The sequence below is a fragment of the Prolixibacter sp. SD074 genome (genome assembly GCF_009617895.1).
Taxonomy (GTDB): domain Bacteria; phylum Bacteroidota; class Bacteroidia; order Bacteroidales; family Prolixibacteraceae; genus Prolixibacter.
In genome coordinates this window covers 2,718,202-2,740,586 of record NZ_BLAW01000001.1, presented here as the reverse complement: position 1 = coordinate 2,740,586, position 22,385 = coordinate 2,718,202, and the positions used below count along the sequence as shown (strand labels likewise).

At 46.3% G+C, this 22,385-nt stretch carries 16 protein-coding genes; 9 read left to right on the top strand and 7 right to left on the bottom strand.

The annotated features are described in order from the left end of the window. Positions 1-8: 8 nt before the first annotated feature. The 3 genes from GJU82_RS11815 (at position 9) to GJU82_RS11805 (ending at position 3,862) form a co-directional block, all read left to right on the top strand. Positions 9-1,166 carry a C40 family peptidase gene (locus GJU82_RS11815; protein ID WP_153632314.1) on the top strand — a complete coding sequence of 386 codons (1,158 nt, stop codon included), beginning with the start codon at positions 9-11 and terminating at the stop codon, positions 1,164-1,166. Positions 1,167-1,198: 32 nt separating this feature from the next. Next, on the top strand, positions 1,199-2,344 hold the full coding sequence (locus GJU82_RS11810) for a dipeptide epimerase (RefSeq protein ID WP_153632313.1): 1,146 nt from the start codon (positions 1,199-1,201) through the stop codon (positions 2,342-2,344). A gap of 93 nt (positions 2,345-2,437) precedes the next feature. After that, on the top strand, positions 2,438-3,862 hold the full coding sequence (locus GJU82_RS11805; protein ID WP_153632312.1) for a transglutaminase family protein: 1,425 nt from the start codon (positions 2,438-2,440) through the stop codon (positions 3,860-3,862). Between the two features lie 995 nt (positions 3,863-4,857). Here the strand turns inward: GJU82_RS11805 and GJU82_RS11800 are convergent. Together GJU82_RS11800 and GJU82_RS11795 are read right to left on the bottom strand one after the other, a co-directional pair. Then, positions 4,858-5,595, bottom strand: coding sequence for a DUF6261 family protein (locus GJU82_RS11800; RefSeq protein ID WP_153632311.1), 738 nt, complete (start codon positions 5,593-5,595; stop codon positions 4,858-4,860). Positions 5,596-6,900: 1,305 nt separating this feature from the next. After that, complete coding sequence (locus GJU82_RS11795) at positions 6,901-7,383, bottom strand: very short patch repair endonuclease (RefSeq protein WP_228488688.1); 483 nt, start codon at positions 7,381-7,383, stop codon at positions 6,901-6,903. A 100-nt stretch (positions 7,384-7,483) separates the two neighbouring features. Here GJU82_RS11795 and dcm point away from each other — a divergent pair, with 100 nt between their 5' ends. Both dcm and GJU82_RS11780 read left to right on the top strand, forming a co-directional pair. Continuing rightward, positions 7,484-8,716: a DNA (cytosine-5-)-methyltransferase gene (gene dcm / locus GJU82_RS11790; RefSeq protein WP_228488687.1), complete on the top strand. Its 1,233-nt coding sequence runs from the start codon at positions 7,484-7,486 to the stop codon at positions 8,714-8,716. A 318-nt stretch (positions 8,717-9,034) separates the two neighbouring features. Then, a complete protein-coding gene (locus GJU82_RS11780; protein ID WP_153632309.1) occupies positions 9,035-9,718 on the top strand; it encodes an Abi family protein in 684 nt (227 codons plus the stop codon). A 37-nt stretch (positions 9,719-9,755) separates the two neighbouring features. Here GJU82_RS11780 and GJU82_RS11775 read toward each other — a convergent pair whose 3' ends face one another. The 3 genes from GJU82_RS11775 to GJU82_RS11765 form a co-directional block, all read right to left on the bottom strand. Then, positions 9,756-11,024, bottom strand: a complete 1,269-nt coding sequence (locus GJU82_RS11775) for an aspartate kinase (protein ID WP_153632308.1) — start codon at positions 11,022-11,024, stop codon at positions 9,756-9,758. A gap of 274 nt (positions 11,025-11,298) precedes the next feature. Beyond that, positions 11,299-12,111, bottom strand: coding sequence for a patatin-like phospholipase family protein (locus GJU82_RS11770; protein WP_153632307.1), 813 nt, complete (start codon positions 12,109-12,111; stop codon positions 11,299-11,301). Between the two features lie 217 nt (positions 12,112-12,328). Further along, the gene (locus tag GJU82_RS11765; protein WP_228488686.1) at positions 12,329-12,817 is read right to left on the bottom strand and encodes a GNAT family N-acetyltransferase; all 489 of its coding nucleotides are present in this window, start codon (positions 12,815-12,817) and stop codon (positions 12,329-12,331) included. A 287-nt stretch (positions 12,818-13,104) separates the two neighbouring features. On the opposite strand from GJU82_RS11765, the gene mfd reads away from it, so the two are divergent. The 3 genes from mfd (at position 13,105) to nagB (ending at position 19,269) form a co-directional block, all read left to right on the top strand. Then, entirely contained in the window at positions 13,105-16,470 is a 3,366-nt protein-coding gene (gene mfd, locus GJU82_RS11760) for a transcription-repair coupling factor (protein ID WP_228488685.1), read from the top strand. 78 nt (positions 16,471-16,548) lie between these two features. Next, positions 16,549-17,181: a DUF4294 domain-containing protein gene (locus tag GJU82_RS11755; protein WP_153632306.1), complete on the top strand. Its 633-nt coding sequence runs from the start codon at positions 16,549-16,551 to the stop codon at positions 17,179-17,181. Between the two features lie 99 nt (positions 17,182-17,280). After that, positions 17,281-19,269, top strand: a complete 1,989-nt coding sequence (gene nagB, locus GJU82_RS11750) for a glucosamine-6-phosphate deaminase (protein ID WP_153632305.1) — start codon at positions 17,281-17,283, stop codon at positions 19,267-19,269. Between the two features lie 150 nt (positions 19,270-19,419). On the opposite strand, the gene GJU82_RS11745 is transcribed toward nagB, so the two are convergent. Further along, complete coding sequence (locus GJU82_RS11745) at positions 19,420-20,238, bottom strand: transposase (protein ID WP_228488599.1); 819 nt, start codon at positions 20,236-20,238, stop codon at positions 19,420-19,422. 136 nt (positions 20,239-20,374) lie between these two features. After that, positions 20,375-20,746 carry a transposase gene (locus GJU82_RS11740; protein WP_153631442.1) on the bottom strand — a complete coding sequence of 124 codons (372 nt, stop codon included), beginning with the start codon at positions 20,744-20,746 and terminating at the stop codon, positions 20,375-20,377. A 49-nt stretch (positions 20,747-20,795) separates the two neighbouring features. Here GJU82_RS11740 and GJU82_RS11735 point away from each other — a divergent pair, with 49 nt between their 5' ends. After that, positions 20,796-22,352 (top strand): glycoside hydrolase family 10 protein, encoded by a 1,557-nt coding sequence (locus GJU82_RS11735; protein WP_153632304.1) that lies wholly within the window; start codon positions 20,796-20,798, stop codon positions 22,350-22,352. Positions 22,353-22,385: the final 33 nt, after the last annotated feature.

Genomic DNA, 22,385 nt, shown 5'->3' with positions numbered 1-22,385 from the left:
TTGATACAATGAATAAGATCTGGTACATCCTTTTGCTGGCTATGCTGGCCGCCTGTTCATCTCCAGCGGAGCAGGAAAATGTTCAAAACATCATTTCCTCGGTGCAGAAAAAATATGCGCCCGATCACCGGGAAGCGCTCTTCCAGGTAACTTCTGAGAAGAAGGGGAGTGAACTGATTTTGAAAGGCGAAACCAATTTGCCCGATGCGAAATTCGAATTGATGGACACGCTCGGAGACAACGGAGTGAAAACGGTCGATTCCATTGAGGTGCTCCCGCAGAAACAACTGGGCGATCGCAATTGGGCACTGGTGAACCTTTCGGTGGCCAATATCCGGAGTAACCCAAAGCATCCGGCGGAGCTGGCCACACAGGCGTTGCTGGGAACACCTGTCAGGGTACTGAAGAAGAGAGGTGGATGGTATTACATTCAAACACCGGACAATTACCTGGGATGGGTCGATAGCTGGGGTATCTTCCGGGAAACCGAAGCCGGAATGAACCAGTGGAGAAGTGCCGGCCGGGTGATTTTCACTGCGGATTATGATGTTATTCGCACGGAACCCGATACCAAAAGCCAACCCGTTTCGGATGTGGTGATGGGAAGTGTCCTGGTGCAAACCGGAACACATGGAAAGTATGCCGAAGTGAGTTTCCCCGACGGACGGAAAGGTTTTTTGCCGAAATCAGAGTTGCGCAATTTTACCGAATGGGAAAACAATGTAAAACCCGATCGGGAAGGCATCTGCCAACTGGCGCATTTGTTTGTGGGACGGCCTTACCTGTGGGGAGGAACTTCGCCGAAAGCGATGGATTGCAGTGGTTTTGTAAAAACCGTGTATTTCAATTACGGCATCATTCTGGCCCGCGATGCGTCGTTAATGGTTAGACATGGCAAACCAGTCACCATGAAAAACGCGCAACCCGGCGACCTGCTGTTCTGGGGTTACCATGGTAAAAACGGACCGCGTGTAACACATACCGGACTTTACCTGGGAAATCTCAACATCGAACACTCATCGGGACGAGTTCGCCTCAGCAGCCTCGACAGTACGAAGAGTGATTTCTTTACCTACGACCCGGGATACCTGGTGGGCATGCGCGATGTGATTGATTCGGTGGATACCAAAGGTATCGTTTCGGTCAAAAATCATCCCTGGTATTAATCGTTCAAACCGACTAGCAAAAAACCTTACATATGCAAACAAACCGACGTAACTTTCTGAAGACAGGGTTGCTTACCGGAGTAGCCGCTCCTATACTGCACTCCTGTCAGTTATTTGAAAATAGAAACAACATGAAGCCTGGTGATCAACTTGTATTTAGTTTTCAACCATACGAATTGCAACTTAAGCACGTGTTTACACTGGCTTCTTCGTCGCGGGCCACTACCCCGGTGATGCTGACGAAAATCCGGTTTGGCGATTACGTGGGGTATGGCGAAGCATCGATGCCGCCATACCTGGGCGAATCGCACGAAACGGCTACAGCTTTCTATCGCAAGTTAAATCTGGCGCAGTTCAACGACCCCATGCGGATGGAGGAGATCATCGATTATGTCGATAATATCGCCCCCGGAAACCATGCGGCCAAGTGTTCCATTGATATTGCACTGCACGATTTGGTGGGGAAAATGCTGAATGAACCCTGGTACCGGTTGTGGGGGTTTTCGAAGGAGAAAGCGCCATCAACCTCTTTTACCATCGGTATCGATACCCCGGAAGTGGTGAAAGAGAAAACCCGCGAAGCCGCCGGTTTTAATATCCTGAAGATAAAACTGGGACGTGGGACCGACCGGGAAATCATTAACGCCGTGCGCTCGGTAACCGATGTGCCGGTTTGCGTTGATGTAAATCAAGGTTGGAAAGACCGCCATGAAGCGCTGGAACTGGTTCATTTCCTGAACGAAAACGGCTGCGTATTTGTCGAACAGCCGATGCCAAAAGATCAACCTGATGATGTGGCCTGGCTGACCGAGAACAGTCCGTTGCCTATTGTCGCTGACGAAGCGGTGCAGGATTTGGCAGATATGAAAAAGATATATGGCGTGTATTCCGGTGTGAATATCAAACTGGAGAAATGCGGGGGATTGCGCCACGCCCACATGATGATGGACGCTGCCCGCACCCTCGACATGAAAGTGATGATTGGCTGTATGACGGCCACCTCGTGTGCTGTGACAGCCGGGGCGCAGCTTTCACCTTTTGTCGATTGGGCCGACCTGGACGGTAACCTGCTCATCAAAAACGATGTGTTCGAAGGGCTGAAAGTGGAAAATGGGAAAATTATCCTGCCTGACGCGCCCGGAATTGGCATTCGAAAAATCTCTGATATTGAGATATGAAATTTTTTTTGGGGTTAATTAGAGGGCGCGGGGTAGTTTTGAGCATTACCTTGCGCCCGTTTTATATCTTTGAGTTGCTTAAACAGTAGCGCTATGCAAAAACTTATTTTCCTGTCGATATTGGTTGTCCTTGTCCCTGCTTGTCATACACCGGAGAAAACAACGGTCGGACTGAATGATCTGAAGCAGATGGTTCATGACGGTCAGTTCAAAAAAGCAACTGTCCAAATTGATTCACTGTTGCAAACAGGCTCCCTTACGGGAAAAGATTCTGCAGAAGCGGTTTACCTAAAAGATTTGACGCATCGAATCGAATTGGATTTTGCGAAGAATGAAGAACAGGTACGTAGTGAGTTGGAACGTTACTATTCATCGCTAACCGACAGCCAGACGGATGCCTGGGAACAAACCGGTGCGTTGGAGGTGCGCCGAATTGACGGGCAAAAGCGTTTCTTCCGGAATGCGGTTCCCAACCTGTTTCGCATCGATTCGACTGAAGCAAAGGTGAAGTTGAAAGTGGACGGTCCGGTGGTGGATGCTACCCGCGAATTCTGCAAAAGCTACGACCAGAAAATTGTCGAGTCGAAAAGGTCGCTGACCAAACATTTCGAGTTTACTTACACCATCACGGTCAAGCCGAATGCGGTTCCTTGCGGACAGGTCGTGCGCTGCTGGCTGCCATTCCCTCGCCTTTCGGAACCGCGGCAGGATGACGTGAAACTGATTTCTACCTCACAAAAGGATTTCCAGCTGGCAGTGAACAAAGATAACCTGCAACGCTCGCTGTACATGGAGCAGGTTGCCCGGCAGGATTCGCCGGCCGTATTTAGTTACAAGGCGTCGTTTGATACCCATACGCAACGGGTTTTGCTCAATCCGGCTGTAGCCGAACCGTATGATATCACCAATGCGCTGTATGAAAATTATACTGCACAGCGTCCTCCATACATTGTTTTCACTGATAATATCCGGAAAATAACCAGCCAAATTGTAGGCGACGAAACCAACCCGATGCTGAAGGCAAAAAAGATATTCAACTGGATTGACAGTAACGTCCCGTGGGCGAGTGCGCTGGAATATTCTACGTTCGACAACATTCCCGAATACGTGCTGAAATATCGTCATGGCGATTGTGGTATGCAAACATTGCTCTTTATGACCATGGCGCGATATGCCGGCGTTCCGGCAAAATGGCAGAGCGGCTGGATGATTTACCCGGTAGAACTGAACCTGCACGACTGGTGCGAAGTATATTTCGAATGTATCGGCTGGGTGCCGGTCGACCCTTCTTTCGGGCGATTGGATGTGCCGGACGAGACGGTGCGGAATTTCTATTTCGGTGGTTACGACGGCTACCGGATGATTGTAAACGACGGCTTCAGCCAGCCATTTACACCGGCCAAGAAGTTTCCGCGCAGCGGGCCCATCGACTTTCAACGCGGCGAAGTGGAATGGAGCGGTGGCAATTTATACTTCGACCAGTGGAACTACCACATGGATATTAAAGAGGTGAAGTAGTGAGTGGAAAATTGAATCAAAGCGCAGGCTAAGGCACAGGCAAAGAAATTGAGAAATGGTGAGAAGTGGAGATAGCGAGAATTACTACACTGCCCGTGGTCGCGACCCCCGACAGTGGTTGGGCAGAGACCGGCGTCCCGGAGGGACAACTTAATTCAGCCCAATGGCAACGCCTTGGGAAATAAAAGCCAATAACACCGCACCTTCGCCCTGAAAGGGCAGGTTATCATCATACCGAAACATCACCTCCATTGCGGTCGAACCAACCTCCGCGGCCCAAATCCCTCCCCGGCTGGGGAGGTTAGGTGGGGCGAATTTCAACCATCGACAGGTACGGGGCACTAAAAATCCTGACAGGTGGGAATTCTGGCTGGTGGGCCTGCAAAGCAAAATCATGACGCGGGCGGAAGGATCACTTTGACTTGTTCTTTGGGTACTTTTGGAACAAGCCAAAAGTACATAGAAGAAATATTCAACCCGCTTCGGGGTTGTTTGTAAGAGGAGGCCTTCCTGCCCCCAATTTCATTGGGGGTGAAGAATAATTATCCGGCGTTGCCGGAAAAGAGATCAATGTCGGGGATGTTGTTGTCAGAGGTGCAGCGTCCCGGAGGGACAAATGTTCATCACCTCCGGTGAAGCCGGAGGATAACCGCCCCTGATAAAAAACAACTCCGTTAGGAGTTGAATATTAATACGGGCGGGAAAGACTCGGGAGGAATTTCATATTGTTAGCAACCATTCACCTCCGGGCGGGGGTGCACATCGGTTTCCTCATCCGTTTTTTAACAACCTATCATCCCATCCGAACTGAAAAACCACCAACAGCGTGTGGTCATCGAAGGAGACCAATGGAAAACCAACCTCCGCGGCCCAAATCCCTCCCCGGCTGGAGAGGTTAGGTGGGGCGAATTTCAACCATCGACAGGTACGGGGCACAAAAAATCCTGACAGGTTTCCAAAACCTGTCAGGATTATCAACGGAATACTTCGTACCATCAATTTTCGGTTTCTTCTCCCGAATCATTCTCGTTATTGGTGAGCCGGGCGCGGGCCGTGGCGTTCACCTCGTTAATCACCGTCACCATCTGGTTAAAGGCATCGCCGTAGGTGGCTGCGTCGAACGAGCTGCTCAGCTCCATGTAGCCAACCAGGTCGGTGAGGGCCGGAACCATATCCACCATGATCTCCTGGGCCGGTTCGTAGTTCAGCTCATTCTCCGTCGATTCATCCAGCATTTGTTTATCTATCTCCAGGAAATCGTCTTCAGCCGTTTTCAATGCCCCGTAATAAGGCAGAAGGGCCAAATCCGTTAACGCGGTCTGCTGCTCGGGTTTGTCGAGCTCCGAGAACAGCGACGACAGCGAGGCTGTTTGGTCTTTGTAGCCGGACGAATACGATGTGGTCCCCACGGCCTCAAAAACGCGGTAAAGCGACAGCGCCTTCTCTGCATCCTCCGGAATCAGGCTCAGCGATATACCGTGAATGATGTCGCGCAGCGAGATGTAGCCCTGGTCGCGGCGCTGATCCAGTTGAGCTTTCTTTTGCGTCAGGGCGCTGGCGCTGTTCCGTTTCTTGTTTGCGACCATCCGCTCATAGACAGCCTTTAGTTTGTCGCTCAGGCCTTTCAGTTTGCTGTCGGTTTCCAGTATCGCTTTAATTATCCGCATCAGGTTTTCCGATAAGTAAATCGTATTGTCAACAGTCAGCAGGGATTTAAAAATGTACTTTTTCATGATTTTTGGTTTGAATTGTGAAACATAACTCACCGTTATAGGGTGAGCGAGTTAGTACATCGGTTATGCCGGCGGCACAATCGGGAGAATGTATTACTGTTTGTATGACTGGGCAGTCGGCCTGTACGCTGAGTTTGTTTTTTGCCAACGCCGGAACCGGAATCCCGATCTAAAAACTTTTAGGGCCCTAGCCCGTTGTTTTTTCCCGATCTAAAAATCGTTAGGGAGCACTTCCGTTGAATTTTTCCGATCTGAAAACTTTTTGGGAGCTCCTCCACTGTATTTTTTCGATCTAAAAATTTTTGGGGAGGAATCCCGCTGTATTTTTTCGATCTAAAAACCGTTAGGGCGCACTTCTGTTGAATTTTCCGATCTAAAACTTTTTAGGGAGCAATCTCGTTGCAATTTACCGCCCAAAAAGTTTTCAGATTAGAGATCTACACGGGTTGTTCGCCCTCAAACGTTTCAGGAACGATATCTGCTCCAATTAACCGCACTCAAAGTTTTCAGGAACGATATCTGCTCCGGTTGACCGCCCTAAAAGTCATGGGGGCCAATATCGACGGCTGATGGGCTCCCTCAAACTCACGGGGGCCCAAAATTCAGTGTGTACCGGGCGACCGGTCATGATGGGGAGCGATAAGCCATCGCCAATTTCCGGACCGTTACGTTTGTGGACAGGTTCTGTTTTTCAATTCAGGTCATAGTGGTTAGGATTTAAGGTTCGACATCTCGTTTAAGCCAATGGCAGATAGTCAGGCCCCTGACGGGAATCGTTTCCCGGCGCTACTTATTTTTCTACCGAATGTTTTTCTTTATCGTAGCCGTAACCGGATATCTGTTTTGTTAATACAATTTCCTTACGGGAGTCTGTCGTCGTCAAAAACGTTGTATGAATGTACAAAATTCAGACAAAACGTTTCTTATGTTTTAGAACAGGTTTTGGCTGAGTAAGATAAGGTATGGGCATTGTTTATTGGGGTTTTCCCGCCTTCACATTTCACTATTAACCAGAAAGTGTTGAAAAGTTTATACGAAAAGGAAGGGGGAAAGTGCCAAATTAGTAGCTTGATGAAACCAGGGGGATAGAAAACTTTCGAAACAAAAATTGAAAGTTGAGATACATTTTTAAATCAATAAATCAGAACGGCTTAAATAGAAAAATCGGTTCAGAATGAATGAATTTATATACGTTTGCATCACGTCTTTAAGGAAGCTGACTAATGGGGCATTTAACCACTTACATAAAATTTTTCATATCGTTTTGCAGCGGATTTTTTATTTTATTCCCTTATTTTTTAAGGGTTAACTGCTCTCATGATCTGGGAAAGCATCCAGGTAGTCGAGTATTTTACTAACACAAACATTAAACTCTTTTTTGATTTCGTGCTCCCAGAAACGCATGACTTTCCATCCTTTCTTTATATAAAAGATTTCGTTCATTCTATCACGCTGCATGTTTCGTTCTATTTTAGGGATCCAAAACGCCCTATTAGACTTTATCTTTTCCTTTTTTTCTTTCCAATTAAAGCCATGCCAGAATTCACCGTCTACGAAAATTACTAATTTGTATTTAGAAATAACAATATCAGGAGTACCTGGCATCTTTTTGACATTTTTTCGATATCGAATACCAATGCCCCATAAAAACTTTCGAAGTTTCTGTTCAGGTTTGGTATCCTGACTTTTTATTTTACTCATTAACTTCGAGCGCTCCTTGGTTGTATAAAAACCACTTGCCTCGTTAAATCGGGGGACTTTAATTATATTTTGCGAGTAATCAGTCACTTGATAATTGTTTGATATTTATCTACAAATATCTTGTATTTCATAAAAAAATACAATTCATTTGTAACCATGTATAATCTTGTTTAATATGGGTATGGAAATGAAAGAGTACTACACATTATCAGAAGTAGCAGATTTACTGTCAGTGAGCAAAGAAACTTTACGTCGTTGGGACAGGAACGGAAAATTGTCAGCCGTCCGTGAACCGATGAGCAATTACAGATTATACAAAAAAGACCAGTTGAAAATATTCGACGAACTGGATTTTCTGTTTCACTCAGATGAAAACACCAACTTTGTTGAGGCTCATAAGCCATACAATGCAATTGAATTATTTGCTGGTGCAGGTGGTTTAGCGGTAGGTTTAGAACAGGCCGGAGTTAAATGTCTTGCTTTAAACGAGATAGACCACTTGGCAGCAGAAACATTAAGAAAAAATAGACCAGACTGGAATGTAATCGAAGATGATGTAAAAAATGTTTCCTTTAAGAAATATAAAGGTCAAGTTGATATTGTAACAGGAGGTTTTCCCTGTCAAGCATTCAGCTATGCCGGCAAGAAACTAGGTTTTAAGGATGCACGAGGGACTCTCTTTTATGAATTTGCCAGAGTTGTAAAAGAAACGATGCCTCCGATATGTGTTGGGGAAAATGTACGAGGATTACTAAATCATGACGGTGGTAGAACTATTGAGGGTATGATTTCAGTACTTAATGAGATTGGCTATAATGTTTTACCTCCAAGATTAATTAAAGCAATTTTTTACAAAGTACCTCAAAAACGTGAACGAGTGTTAATCGTAGGGATAAGAAAAGATATTAACCATGAGCTATTTGATTTCCCAAAGCCTTACAAAAAAATTTACAACCTGAAAGATGCACTGAAAAAAGGAGAATTGTATAATACTGATGTCCCTGGTTCAGAAGGCCAGCAATATCCTAAATCAAAAAAGGAAGTAATGGATTTAATTCCAGAAGGTGGTTATTGGCGAGATTTACCAACTGAAATTCAAAGATCATATATGGGGGGGAGTTTTTATCTCGGTGGTGGGAAAACAGGCATGGCAAGGCGTCTGAGTTGGGATGAGCCTAGTTTAACCCTAACATGTAGTCCCGCACAAAAACAAACAGAACGGTGCCACCCAGATGAAACGAGGCCTTTTACTGTAAGAGAATATGCCAGAATCCAAACCTTTCCCGATGATTGGCAGTTCGCAGGTTCTATTTCACAGCAATATAAACAAATTGGCAATGCTGTTCCTGTTAACATGGCAAAAGAAATAGGTTATTCTATTATTAGATTTTTAAATGATTATTCTAAGAATTCTCATTAGGAAACTTTTGTTCGATTTCAATTGCGAGGTTTTGTATGGTTTCTTCGAGAACATTCGTACCATCAACCTCCAATGCTACTTCACCAAAAACCTCGCGGTCCGTCTGCTGCGTTGCTCCACAAAGATCCTGCGCCCTGACGTGTGCCGCGTGATTTCCGCATCGGTGTAGTTGCGGATGGTGATTAAAAATATGTGTAAGAAATTTAAATTGGTAGGTCTATAAAAGCAAAAACCCAATAGCTTGAAAAATCAGGGGCTACTGGGAATAATCTGGTACAAATATAACACGTATATTTGTATTTTACAAGAACCTAACCTATGAAATACAGTGTCTTCGAGAGAATAATGTCTCGTCCTCGAATGAATCGGTATATGGTCGCCTGTTCCAATGATTCCAGAAAGGCCATGACGTTATATCGTTTGAATTTGAAACTCTCTCAAGAATTATTCACCATTATTAGTTGTTTTGAAATTGCATTGCGAAATGCAATAGACTATCACTACTCTTCGATTCATGGAAGCGAGTGGTTAAAAAATTCGGTAAGCAGGAATGGAATGTTCGATAATCAAAAATGTAGAAAAACATCCCTTATTATTCGAAGAGAATTGAGAAAACTAAATAACAACTACTCTCATCCGAAATTAATTGCTGAAATGGATCTTGGTTTTTGGAGGTACCTGTTTTCACAACCTCAATTTTATTCCGGCGGCCAATCTTTGTTAAAAATCTTCCCGGCTAAACCAACAAGTAGTCCAACAGTTCAGTACAATCACCGATATGTTTTTAATGAACTCGAGAGAATTAATAAAATACGAAACCGGATTGCCCATCACGAACCAGTTTGCTTTAGATTAGGAAATCCAGTCATTGATACCACCTATGCAAAACAAAACTATCGCCTAATCAAAGATTTGTTTAATTGGATGCAAATAGATGAAGCTTCATTATTATATGGAATAGATCATGTGAATCAGATCGTACAACGAATTGATGACTTATAACGATGAGGATCAATACCTCCCAAAGGCAACAAAATAGTCACAAAACAACCAACTTCACCAAAAACCTCGCGGTCCTTCTGCTGCGTTGCTCCACAAAGATCCTGCGCCCTGACGTGTGCCGCGTGATTTCCGCATCGGTGTAGTTGCGGATGGTGAGCAGTTCGAGGCCGTTGTTGTAGCGCACATCAAAATCTTCCTCCAGTTCGTCCACCAGGGTTTCAAAGTCGTGGTCGGGTTTGGTCACTGCCACCGACAAACTCAGCGCCGATTGCTGTACCATGTTCACTTCCATCTGGTAACCGGCCAGCATGGAGTAAATGTGACCGATCGAGGCTTCGCCCATAAAGGAAAAATCTTTGGGCGAAATGGTCAGCAACACCTGGTTTCGTTTCAGCACAAAGATGGGCGTTTGCTCATCGGGATGTATCTCGCCTCCAATCACCGTCCCGATTTCGCCGGCCTGCAGGAACGACCGCACGTACAACGGGATATTCTTTTCGAACAGCGGCTTCATGGTTTTGGGGTGAATCACCTTTGCACCGTAGTAGGTCAGTTCCACCGCTTCCCGGTAAGTTAACCGATCCAGTTTCAGCGTGGCATCGAAATATTGCGGGTCGGCATTCAGGATACCCGGCACATCTTTCCAGATGGTCACACTTTCGGCGTTCAGCAGATGACCGAAAATGGCCGCCGTAAAGTCGGAACCTTCGCGCCCGAGCGTAGTCGTCAGGTTCGATGTGGTTGACCCAATGAAACCCTGCGTGAGGTAGCATTTCTCCTCTTGGAAATCGACGGTTTCCTTTGTCAACTCTTCCGAAAGTTCATAATCGATGACCGCTTTCCTCCAGGTATCTTCCGTCCGGATGCAGCCCCGCGCATCCATCCAGCGGCAGGGAAAGCCATTCTCGTTCAGGTACGCACTCACGATGTGGGTCGACAGCAGTTCCCCGAACGAAACAACCTGGTCGTATTCGTAATCGTAATTCAGCGAAGGCGGGACAGAAACACTATCAGCCAGGCGCTCAAACAAGTCATTCACCTCGTTGCGCACCGGGCTTTCCGGGTCCGGGAACAGCGCGTCGATAATGGCAAAGTGCTCCGATTTGATGGTTTCGATATGCTTCCACATGGCTTTCTCGCCCGAAAAATAGGTGCGCACCACTTCTTCCAGCGCGTTGGTTGTCTTCCCGATGGCGGATATCACCACCACCAGCTCATCTTGGCGGTAAGATTGCAATATGGTTGCCAGGTTACGAATGGCCGCGGCATCTTTCACCGAGGCGCCACCAAATTTGAATATTTTCATTCCCGAAAGGTTTTTGTCGAACTGATTCCTTATCAAGCACCCCTAATCCCTAAAGGGGACTTAAGCCGCCCCTTTAGGGGAGCTTTGGAGGGGTAAAACGGAAGGCCCGGTTACAATTAGTAAGATTTAATTTTGCAGTCAGACTTTTCGGACACCCTCCTTAAGCACTTTGATGATGGCTTCAGCAAAATATCAAAAATTTTATCCTCATTACATGAACGCTCTGCAATTGCAAGCTTTCACTACCTTTAAGCCCCTTCAGGGGTTTGGGGTATTACTGCTTTGCTGACAACTTCTCTCTCATTACCGGAAGCCAGCCGTCGGGTATTATTTCCTCCTTCAGCACCCGCACGGCTTCCTGGTAACCGACTTCCATAATCCGGTCGATTTGCGGGAAGTCGAACGTCCCGAACCGGCGTGTTTCGGGCGGGTCGACAAAATAATCGCAGAGTTCCCGGCTCTTTTCCACATTCTGCGCGATGCCCAGCTGAAAACAACGCTCGGCAATTTCGCGGCTCCCGCCAATCACTTCCACCGGCGAATTGTGATTGACGTTCACACCAATCACGACATCCGCTTTTTCGTAAATGGCTTCCGTTGGAAGATTATTGAAAAGTCCCCCATCGACATACGATTTCCCATCAATGACCTGAGGCGCAAAGATGACCGGAATGGAACAGGACGCAATCACGAACTCGAACAATTTCCCGCTAGACCTCACTTCGTTCTCGCCGCTGTTCAGGTTCGCCACCGACACATAAAACGGCTTCTTTAGCGCTGAAAAGTCGTTCTTTTCAATCTTCCCGGTCAGCAAATCCTGCACTTTCTTCAGGTTCAGAATCCCTCCTTTCCGCGGACGGATATCAATCAGTCTATAGAACTTTTCCTGACGAATCATCTCCGAAATTTCTTCAGGAGCATAACCGGCAGCATACAAAACACCCACCAATGCGCCCATACTCGTCCCGGAAATCACGTCGGGCTGCAGGCCGTATTCTTCGAGCGCTTTCAATGCTCCAATGTGCGCAAATCCACGGGCGCCGCCACCGCTGAGCGCTACACCGAACCGAACTTTTCTATTGGTCATCGTTCATTAATTTTTGTTGGTCTTTGCTGTGCAAATATCCTGGTTAATTCGTTTCCTGCAACGATTTGGATCTTTGAAAAATCAAGTTTTTTTACCCTTCCCGAATTCTCGGGACTAAAGGGAACCCTCGATTTTTCAGTCTTCCCCCCTTCGGGCCGGGGTAAAAAGACTGAAAAATCTTCCCATCACTGAACTTCACAAAAAGAAAACTTTCATCTCAAAGAAGTAGTTGATAAAAATGAACATCGATGTACCGGCCGAATTTCCTTCCGGCCTCTTTCATTACGCCCATTAGCTGAAATCCCAGCTTTCGGTGCAGCGCGAAGCTCACCTCATTCCCTTCTGATATGAGCGAAATCACACTGTGAATTCCTTGCTCTTTCGCATATTTCAGAATCGCTTCGCTCAACCGCAGCCCAATTCCCTGTCCACGAAAATTCTCATCGAGATAAATGGAAAACTGCACCGTTTGGTCGTATGCCTTCTTCTCCGACCATTTAGAAAGAGATGCATATCCAACCACGTCCTCTTCGACCTGGGCAACCAGTACCGGAGAGTCTTCCTCATGCAAAGCCAGCCACATCCGGCGCTCTTCTTCCGTAAGGGGAACGGTATCGAACGTGGTAGTCGAATGCAACACAGCATGATTATAAATGCGGGTTATGGCGGGCACATCAGCCCCCGAAGCCATTCGGATAGTCAGCATAATGAATGATTATGAAAAGATGGAAGATAGAAAAATCGGGGCAATTCGGCAAGAAGGGAAAAAAGATGGGGAGAAAGAAATTTTGAATAACAAATGATGAATTGCACTTCGAGGTTGCCGTTAAGCAGGGATTAGCACGGATTTTATCCATAGATTCACACGTATGGGCTTCGATTAAACGGCATTACTACCACTCATAATTAAAGATTGTTAAGGCTTTGAGCTCTCATTCTCCACCCAGTGTAGTTTTTTATATTTTTGCATCCGAATAACGAAACAGCATCGTATTGAAACGCGAACAGTTAATTGATTTTTATGCGCAACATCCGGGGGCCCGGGCACTGGCAGGGCAACTCGGAACGCCTTCGGGACAAAAGCTACATGCCAAAGGACTGAACGGCTCCGCACCATCCGTCGTGATGGCAGCCCTCTTCCAAAAGAAACCGTTTGGCGCACTCATGCTCCTGAGCGACCGGGAAGAGGCAGCCTATTTTTACGACGATTTGCAAACCCTGGGCCTGGAAGAACACTTGCTCTTCTTCCCTTCGTCCTACAAGCGCAGCGTTCAATACGAAAAAATCGAAAGTGAGCACATCATCCTGCGTACTGATGTACTGAACCACCTGGTGGAAGCTGAAGGACAGTTCATCGTGGTTTCGTACCCGGAAGCGGTGATGGAGAAGGTTATCTCAGGAAAAGGGTTGGAAAAAAACACGCTGACGGTTCGTGTGGGCGAAAAACTTTCTATCTCGTTTATTAACGAAGTGTTGTTCGAATACGGTTTCGAGCGGGTCGATTTTGTGTACGAGCCCGGACAATATTCTATCCGCGGTTCCATTATCGACATTTTCTCCTTCGCTCACGAAGATCCGTACCGAATCGATTTCTTTGGCGATGACGTGGAAACAATACGCACCTTCGACATCGAGAACCAGATTTCGAAGGATGCCTTGAAAAAGATTTCCATAATCCCCAACATACAGGAAGGATTGCAGGAGGAAGAACGGATTTCGTTTTTCGAATTCCTGAAAGATGACACACTGCTGATCACCGATGATTTGCGCTTCAGCGCCGAACGGATGACCGAATTATACAAAAGTGCCCGGGAGAAAAACCTGGAAACCGGTTTTCCGGCAGACAATTTAATCATTAGCGGAAACACGCTGCTGGAACGGGCTGAAGCATTAACTTGCGTCGAAATAGGACCGAAGGCATATTTCAAATCGCAGGAAATTCCGTTTCACATCAAACCCCAACCGGTTTTTAACAAAAATTTTAATCTGCTGGGCGATAACCTGCGTGAAAATTCCCAACTCGGTTACCTGAATATCATCCTGTCGTCGAGCGCGAAACAGGTGGAACGCCTTCACGCCATTTTTGAAGACAAAGGTGATCCGCAGGAGTTCGACAGCCTTCCGTTTGCCCTGAAAGAGGGTTTTATCGACCACGATCTGAAACTTTGCTGCTACACCGACCACCAGATTTTCGAGCGCTATCACCGGTTCAAGCTGCGTTCGAAGAAATCGGCGCGACAGGCCATTACGCTCAAGGAGTTGGCCAAGTTGCATCCCGGGGACTACGTGGTGCACGTCGATCACGGCATCGGAAAATTTGCCGGGTTGGTCAGGACCGAGGAAGACGGCAAAATGCAGGAAGCCATCCGGCTGATCTATCGCGACAACGACTCGCTGCTGGTGAGCATTCATTCGCTGCACCGCATTTCGAAATACAAAGGGAAAGACGGCACCGAACCCAAAATCAACAAATTGGGAACCGCTGCCTGGCAAAACCTAAAAAACAAAACCAAGAAAAAGGTCAAGGATATTGCCCGCGAATTGATTGGTTTATATGCTCACCGCAAAGCGGAAGACGGCTTTGCTTTTGCCCGCGACTCTTTTATGCAACAAGAGCTGGAAGCGAGTTTTATATACGAAGACACGCCCGACCAGTTGAAAGCCACAATTGCCACCAAAGAAGACATGGAGAAAACCATGCCGATGGACCGGCTCATATGTGGCGATGTGGGTTTTGGTAAAACCGAAATCGCTATTCGGGCCGCTTTCAAAGCCGTTGCGGACAGTAAACAGGTCGCTGTTTTGGTCCCGACTACCATTCTGGCCTTTCAGCATTTCAAAACCTTCAACGAAAGGTTGAGTGATTTCCCCTGCCGCATCGAATACATCAGCCGGTTGCGCAAGCCTGCCGAGGTAAGGCGTATCCTGAAAGAGGTAACCGAGGGGAAAGTCGATATTGTCATCGGAACACACCGTTTGGTGGGAAAGGATGTCAAATTCAAAGACCTCGGGCTGTTGATTATTGACGAAGAGCAAAAATTCGGAGTTTCCGTGAAGGAAAAACTGAAACACCTAAAGATAAATGTTGATACGCTGACGCTGACGGCTACGCCAATTCCCCGGACGCTGCAGTTTTCACTGATGGGAGCGCGCGATCTGTCCATCATCAATACGCCGCCGCCCAACCGGTTTCCTATCAACACCGAAGTGCACGGTTTCAACGAAGATATCATCCGCGAGGCCATTACCTATGAAGTGGAACGTGGCGGCCAGGTATTCTTTATCAACAACCGGGTGCAGAATATTTACGAGGTGGAAACGCTTATCAGGCGCATTGTTCCGGGTGTGCGCACCGTTGTAGGCCATGGCCAGATGAAAGGTGCACAGCTGGAAAAAGTGATGCTCGACTTTATCGACGGAAAATTTGATGTGCTCATTGCCACCACCATTATCGAGTCGGGACTCGACATTCCGAATGCCAATACCATCATAATCAACCAGGCGCATAACTTCGGTTTGAGCGAACTGCACCAGTTGCGCGGACGCGTGGGACGTTCGAACAAAAAGGCTTTCTGTTACCTGCTTGCTCCACCGATGACCAGCATGACACCCGAAGCACGGCGAAGGTTACAGGCCATCGAAGAATTCTCCGATTTGGGCAGCGGTTTCAGCATCGCCATGCAGGATTTGGATATCCGGGGAGCCGGCAACCTGTTGGGAGCCGAGCAAAGCGGTTTTATTGCCGATATCGGTTTCGAAACGTACCACCGCATCCTGAACGAAGCAATTCAGGAACTAAAGCATGAAGAATTCCAGCAGCTATACAAGGAGGAAGAATCGCGCGAAGCCAATGAAGCATTCCTCAACCTTCGATTTGTGAACGATTGCCAGGTGGATACCGATTTGGAACTGCTTTTCCCCGAAGGTTATATTTCCAGCATTTCAGAGCGAATGTTGCTTTATCGCGAACTGGACAACATTGAGAACAACGGGGCATTAGAGGAATTCCGTGCCCAGCTCGTCGATCGCTTTGGGAAATTACCCGATTCAACGGTCGAGTTACTGGAAGTGGTCCGCCTCCGCTGGACAGCCATTGAGCTGAACATCGAGAAGATTATTCTGAAGAACAAGAAGATGATTTGCTATTTGCCGTCTGACCAGCAATCACCGTTTTACCAGACAGCCTTGTTCGGGAATATACTGCAATGGCTTCAGACACATCCAAAGAAATGCCGGATCAAGGAATCGAAGGGAAAACTTAGCATTATCTTCGGCGAGGTAACTTCCATTCAACATGCCGTTACGCTATTGAATGAAATTGCTGAGAGTGTTATTCCCGGTAAGGTGGAAACCAATTGATAAAAATTGTTAATTAAGCCGTTAGCGGTACACATCTATAAGAATCCATTAACTTTGTCCCCAAAGAAAAAGACCACTATGCACCGCATACACCAATTGATATTGACCTCTGTCATTTGTTTGATTCTGAGCACTGGCTTGTTCAGCAGGGTATCAGCGCAGGATAGTTCGGCTACAAACTATTTGGCTCACATTGATACCGTATTGACTAAATATGATTTGACCAGCGATAGTCTGTTGCACATCAATCTGAAATCGATTGACATCATTCCTCCTTTTAAATTCAAGAACCATCATCAGGAAAAGAAATACGATAAGTTGATTGAGGATGTGAAGAAGACGTATCCGCTTGCCATGATTGTCAGCAAAGAGCTTAACCGGGTAAAGAAGGAGCTCGACCAGGTTTATACTACTCCCGCCCACCGGAAAAAATACATGAAATGGTACCAGCATTATATCAAGGAAACTTACATGGACACCCTGAAAACATTGAACCTGCGCCAGGGGCGGTTATTACTCAAACTTATCGACAGGGAAACCGGCGAGACTGCATACGATCTTCTGAAGGAATACCGCGGGGGCGGACAAGCCTTTTTGTGGAATTCACTGGCCTTTCTCACCGGCTCCAGTTTAAAATCGGAATTTGATCCGGAAGAAGATGCCATGTTGAACAATATCATTCGTCGGTACGAGGCCGGAGAGTTTCATTAACAGGGATGAATATCACTTATTCGAACTTTTAAAGAAGTTTTTTTTTTACGTCCAAATTCGCCTATTTTTACTTGTTCAAAATAAACCAGAAAGCCTATCATGGACTTAAGTAAAAAGTTACAGAGCGACAATCCGGTTTTTTACGGATTTGGCGAGTATGCCCCAACCAATTTGACTCACCGGGACATGCTCACGAAATATGAAAAAATTCCCACCTACATCTATCCCGAAGGAAAAGATGTTTCGCAGGTGGTCGCCGATGAGATTGCCGACTCCATTAAGAAGGAACAACAAAAAGGGGGAAAATGTGTATTGGGATTACCCACCGGTTCGACTCAACTGGGGATCTATGCCGAACTGGTTCGTAAGCACAAAGAAGAGGGACTGAGCTTCAACAATGTTGTCACTTTTAACATTGACGAGTACTACCCCATGTCACCCCATTCCATTCACAGTTACAACAACTACATGCATCGGCACCTTTACGATCATGTAGACATCCCGGAAGAGAACATTCACATTCCGGATGGCACCATCATGTTTGACTCCGTGCATGATTACTGCCGTGAATACGAGAGACTGATCAAAGAAGCTGGCGGCATCGATGTGATGTTACTGGGCATTGGCCGCACCGGTCACATTGGTTTCAACGAACCCGGTTCAGGACGAAATACCCGTACCCGGATTATTACGCTTGACCCGGTAACCCGACAGGAGGAAGCGACAGAATTCCAGGGATTCATCAATGTTCCCCGACGTGCCATTACCATGGGAGTAGATACCATCCTGGAATCGCGGAAAATTATCCTGGTAGCGCTGGGCGAATCCAAAGCACGGGTGATTCAAAAGACCGTGGAAGAAGATCCGGATAGTGAAGTACCGGCCTCTTTTATTCAGGAACATCACAATGTTAAGATTGTGCTTGATAGCGGCGCCAGTTCACAGCTCGTCAGGGTACGTACCCCCTGGCTGGTCGACAACATGGACTGGAACGACGATCGGCTGGTACGCAAGGCGGTGGTTTGGTTGTGTAAACAAGCGAAGAAGCCCATCCTGAAGCTGACCGGCAAGGATTACAACGATTTTGGTTTGAGCGATTTGCTGGCGACGGCAGGTTCTCCCTACCGAATCAACATCAAGGTATTTAACGATTTACAGCATACCATCACCGGATGGCCCGGCGGAAAACCGAAGGTCGACGATTCGAACCGTCCGGAGAGAGCTGAACCGGCGAAGAAACGTATCGTCATTTTCAGTCCGCACCCCGACGATGATGTTATCTCGATGGGAGGAACATTGCTTCGCCTGGTGGAACAGGGACACGATGTACACGTTGCTTACCAGGTATCGGGTAATTTCGCGGTAGCGGATGAATACATTTCCCGTTACCTCGATTTCCATCATGAATATGCTGACTTTTACGATTCGGGAAATAAGAAAGCCAAAGAACAAAAAGAAAAAGTTCTTTCGTTCCTGAAAAATAAAAAAGACAACGAAGTGGATATTCCGGACGTAAGAAAGGCCAAAGGCTTAATTCGCCGGATGGAAGCCCGGTCCGCATTGCGTTATTTCGGCATTCCTGATTCGCACATTCATTTTCTCGATCTTCCTTTCTATGAATCCGGAAGACGACAGAAAAATCCGATTGGCGAAGAAGATGTCAAAATTGTCATGAACCTGCTTGACGAGGTGAAACCTCACCAGATTTTTGCTGCCGGTGATTTATCCGACCCACACGGAACGCACCGTGTCTGCCTCGATACCATATTTATAACACTTGAGCACATGCGAAAAGAAAAAGACTGGATGCAAGATTGCTGGCTTTGGCTTTATCGTGGTGCCTGGGCTGAATGGGAGGCTGACGAAATTGAAATGGCTGTTCCGATTAGTCCCATCGAGCTGGCGAGAAAACGCGACGCAATTTTGCGTCACCAGTCACAAAAAGAGGGCGCCATGTTTATGGGTGAAGACGAACGCGAGTTCTGGCAGCGCGCCGAACAGCGAAACAGGGCAACCGCAAGGCTTTACGACCAATTGGGCATGGCCGAGTACGAAGCCATGGAGGCCTTTGTTAAGTACTATCCGTGAGAGGTTTCAACGAACCGTTGATAAATTTCAGCCTTCCTTTCGGGGAAGGTTTTTTTTGTACCTTCATAATTCGTTACATTTGAATAAATTATGATTATCAAATAGAACCATGAAACCGGATCAATTCATAATTGGGGTGGATTTTTTAGATTACGCATAAATCTTAGCCACTCTGAAAAGGAAAAATTCAATATCGACAACTCCTCTTTGAGTTGCACGGAAAGCTTTAAGTTTGGCATTAAATGATTCAGCAGAAGCATTAGTGCTTCGGTTGTCAAAGAAGTTTAATATTTCAGGATAATGCGCATAGAATGTAGCAGATATGGTATTGAAAGATTTAAAACCGGATTCAGTAACATCGTTGAACCACCTGGCCATTTTAGTATAAGCTACTTTCTTGTCCGTGTTTTTCAAAAATATCATTCTTAATGAATGTGTCAGGGAATATGCTTCTTTAATGTCGGGATAAAGCTCAAACAATACAGCAGCTCTTTTCTTTTGCTTGTCAGTCCATTTATCCCCTGATTTAAACAATAAATACCGGCTACGGGCCAGAAGTTGTTTTTTAGTGTCTCCATTGCTTAAAACTTCAGGGATATATTTTACGCCATCAGCTTTTGCATTTTCAATTGCATTGGTTTCTTCATTAATGGCATCCCAACGGTGTTTGATACGTATCTCCTGCAATGCATCATAGGCCAGTTTCTGGACATGAAAGCGGTCAATAACCCGGCTGGCTTTTGGAAAACAACTTTTTACTATTTTTCGCATGGAACTGGCCATATCCAGTGTTACCTCTTCAACTGCATTTCTTTCTTCTTCTGATATCTTATCTAAAACTTCAATAACTTTCCCTGCCTCTGTCCCTTCTATCATGGCCACTAAAGAGCCCTTTTTCCCTTTCCCTGCCTTATTGGTCACCACGGTGTAAAGTTCTCCATTGGTAAGTGCTGTTTCATCGATACTCAATCGTGTCCCTATATTCCCTGGAAAAAGGATCCAATCCTTTGAATGGGACTTCTGTTCCCATTCATGAAAATCGCTCAAATGATCCTTGTATTGTTGCCCAAAATAATCTCCGTTGATATAATAATGTTTCTCTAAGCTATTCGAACTTATCGGGTATTTGTCCAAGTAACCCTTTTAAAAAAGCAGCAAACTCTTTGGTGTAGCTGGTGCCTTTGGCTATTAAATCCCATCGGGAACTATAGATCTTTCCTGTGTGCTTGTCCTTCCATTTTCGTCGCCTGACGACAAAATAGACTGTCTTGTCCCTTAACGGAAAATCTTGGATACGGACAGGCTCGTCGAATCCATTTGAAACCAGCTCTTTATCAGCGTGCTCCAAGGGCTTAATTGACTTTTCATTTAAATGTAGCTCTAATTGTCCACCTTCTACTTCCTTGAAATCAATCAAATCAAAGTATTCAAATATTTCCTGGGGCAATAAGTAACGTAGTAAGCTTTCTATTTCCATGACATAAAAGTAGAATTTTTTGTTGCCCACCCTAATATTGAAGTGAGCCATGAAACCCCGGCAAGCTTTTCCCACAATTCTGCTGGTTCTGGTCGTTGCTTTTCAGGCAGCAGGCCTTAACCCCCGAATGGCGAAACCATTGGTGAAAGAGGAATTCAGAGGGATTTGGATTGCGACGGTAAACAACACTGACTGGCCATCGAAACCGGGCCTGCCTACAGACCAACAACAACAGGAACTCATTAATCTGATCGACCGGATTGAGAATACCGGCTTAAATGCGGTAATTCTCCAGGTCAGGCCGGCTGCCGACGCTATCTATCCGTCACCCACTGAGCCATGGTCGTATTATCTGACAGGTGAGCAAGGCAAATCCCCCACGCCTTACTACGATCCGTTGCGATTTGCCATCAACCTGTGTCACCAGCGCGGACTCGAGTTCCACGCCTGGTTTAATTCATTCAGGGTACGAAACCACAGCTACGATCAGCTTGCGCCGAATCATCCATTGCGGAAGAACAGCTACTGGATAGTCGATTATAACGGGAAAAGCTACCTCGATCCCGGTATTCCGGAAGTCAGGGAATATGTTATCAACGTCATCATGGATGTGGTGAAACGATATGATATTGACGCCGTTCATCTCGATGATTATTTCTATCCCTATCCTGCAAAAACAATGGCCTTTCCCGATGCGACAACGTTTAAGAAATATGGTGGAGGCGATTATCCGGACAAGTTGAACGAGTGGCGCCGGAACAATGTCAACCTTTTTATTCGTGAGTTAAACAAGCGAATCAAAGCAGAAAAAAGCTGGGTAAAACTGGGTGTCAGCCCTTTTGGGGTATGGCGGAACCTGTCGCTCGATCCAAAAGGTTCTGCCGGTAAATGTGGACTTTCGTCGTACGATGATTTATATGCCGATGCCCGTACCTGGATAAAAAATGGCTGGGTCGATTATCTCATTCCGCAACTGTACTGGGAGCGCGGCAATGCGTACGGCGATTTCGACACACTGGCCCGCTGGTGGAATCAGAACGTCGACACGCGTCATCTCTATTTTGGACAGGCGCTTTACAAAGCAACCAGTTCGGCTCCCGGCTGGAAAGACCCAAATGAAATTGAAAAACAAATCGATATCGGAAGGCAGATGAACAATGCCCGCGGTTTTGCCTTTTTCAGTGCGTCGCACCTGCTCGGTCTCACAAAAGAGCAAGTCAGCAGGTTACGGCAGGAGCTAAAAGAAGAACCGGCCATTATCCCGAAAATGAACTGGCTTGATAGTATTCCCCCGCCGGTCCCGGGAAATTTCAGGCTCGAATCGACCATTAACGGCACCTGGCTAAAATGGAAGCTTCCGGCCAATTATAACGACGACCGCGTCCAATATGTAATATATCGCGTAAAAAAAGATGCGGACGGGAACAATCAGATGACCGATGTTTTCAAGGTAACGGATAAGCGCCGGTTGTTTATCCCTCCGTCCATGCGTAACAAGCTGGCTGACGAGTGTTTCCGCGTATCAACCATCGACAGGTTGAATAACGAAAGCGCCCTTTCACCACTTATACATATAAATGGGACTGAATTTAAATTAATACAATAAATTTTGCTGCATTTAATAACTAGTCATATGTAT

What these genes read in the sequence shown, in the direction of transcription:
- GJU82_RS11815 (WP_153632314.1), top strand. Translation starts at nt 9, where the DNA reads ATGAATAAGATCTGGTACATCCTTTTGCTGGCTATGCTGGCCGCCTGT.
- GJU82_RS11810 (WP_153632313.1), top strand. Translation starts at nt 1,199, where the DNA reads ATGCAAACAAACCGACGTAACTTTCTGAAGACAGGGTTGCTTACCGGA.
- GJU82_RS11805 (WP_153632312.1), top strand. Translation starts at nt 2,438, where the DNA reads ATGCAAAAACTTATTTTCCTGTCGATATTGGTTGTCCTTGTCCCTGCT.
- GJU82_RS11800 (WP_153632311.1), bottom strand. Translation starts at nt 5,595, where the DNA reads ATGAAAAAGTACATTTTTAAATCCCTGCTGACTGTTGACAATACGATT.
- dcm (WP_228488687.1), top strand. Translation starts at nt 7,484, where the DNA reads ATGAAAGAGTACTACACATTATCAGAAGTAGCAGATTTACTGTCAGTG.
- GJU82_RS11780 (WP_153632309.1), top strand. Translation starts at nt 9,035, where the DNA reads ATGAAATACAGTGTCTTCGAGAGAATAATGTCTCGTCCTCGAATGAAT.
- GJU82_RS11775 (WP_153632308.1), bottom strand. Translation starts at nt 11,024, where the DNA reads ATGAAAATATTCAAATTTGGTGGCGCCTCGGTGAAAGATGCCGCGGCC.
- GJU82_RS11770 (WP_153632307.1), bottom strand. Translation starts at nt 12,111, where the DNA reads ATGACCAATAGAAAAGTTCGGTTCGGTGTAGCGCTCAGCGGTGGCGGC.
- GJU82_RS11765 (WP_228488686.1), bottom strand. Translation starts at nt 12,817, where the DNA reads ATGCTGACTATCCGAATGGCTTCGGGGGCTGATGTGCCCGCCATAACC.
- GJU82_RS11755 (WP_153632306.1), top strand. Translation starts at nt 16,549, where the DNA reads ATGCACCGCATACACCAATTGATATTGACCTCTGTCATTTGTTTGATT.
- nagB (WP_153632305.1), top strand. Translation starts at nt 17,281, where the DNA reads ATGGACTTAAGTAAAAAGTTACAGAGCGACAATCCGGTTTTTTACGGA.
- GJU82_RS11740 (WP_153631442.1), bottom strand. Translation starts at nt 20,746, where the DNA reads ATGGAAATAGAAAGCTTACTACGTTACTTATTGCCCCAGGAAATATTT.
- GJU82_RS11735 (WP_153632304.1), top strand. Translation starts at nt 20,796, where the DNA reads ATGAAACCCCGGCAAGCTTTTCCCACAATTCTGCTGGTTCTGGTCGTT.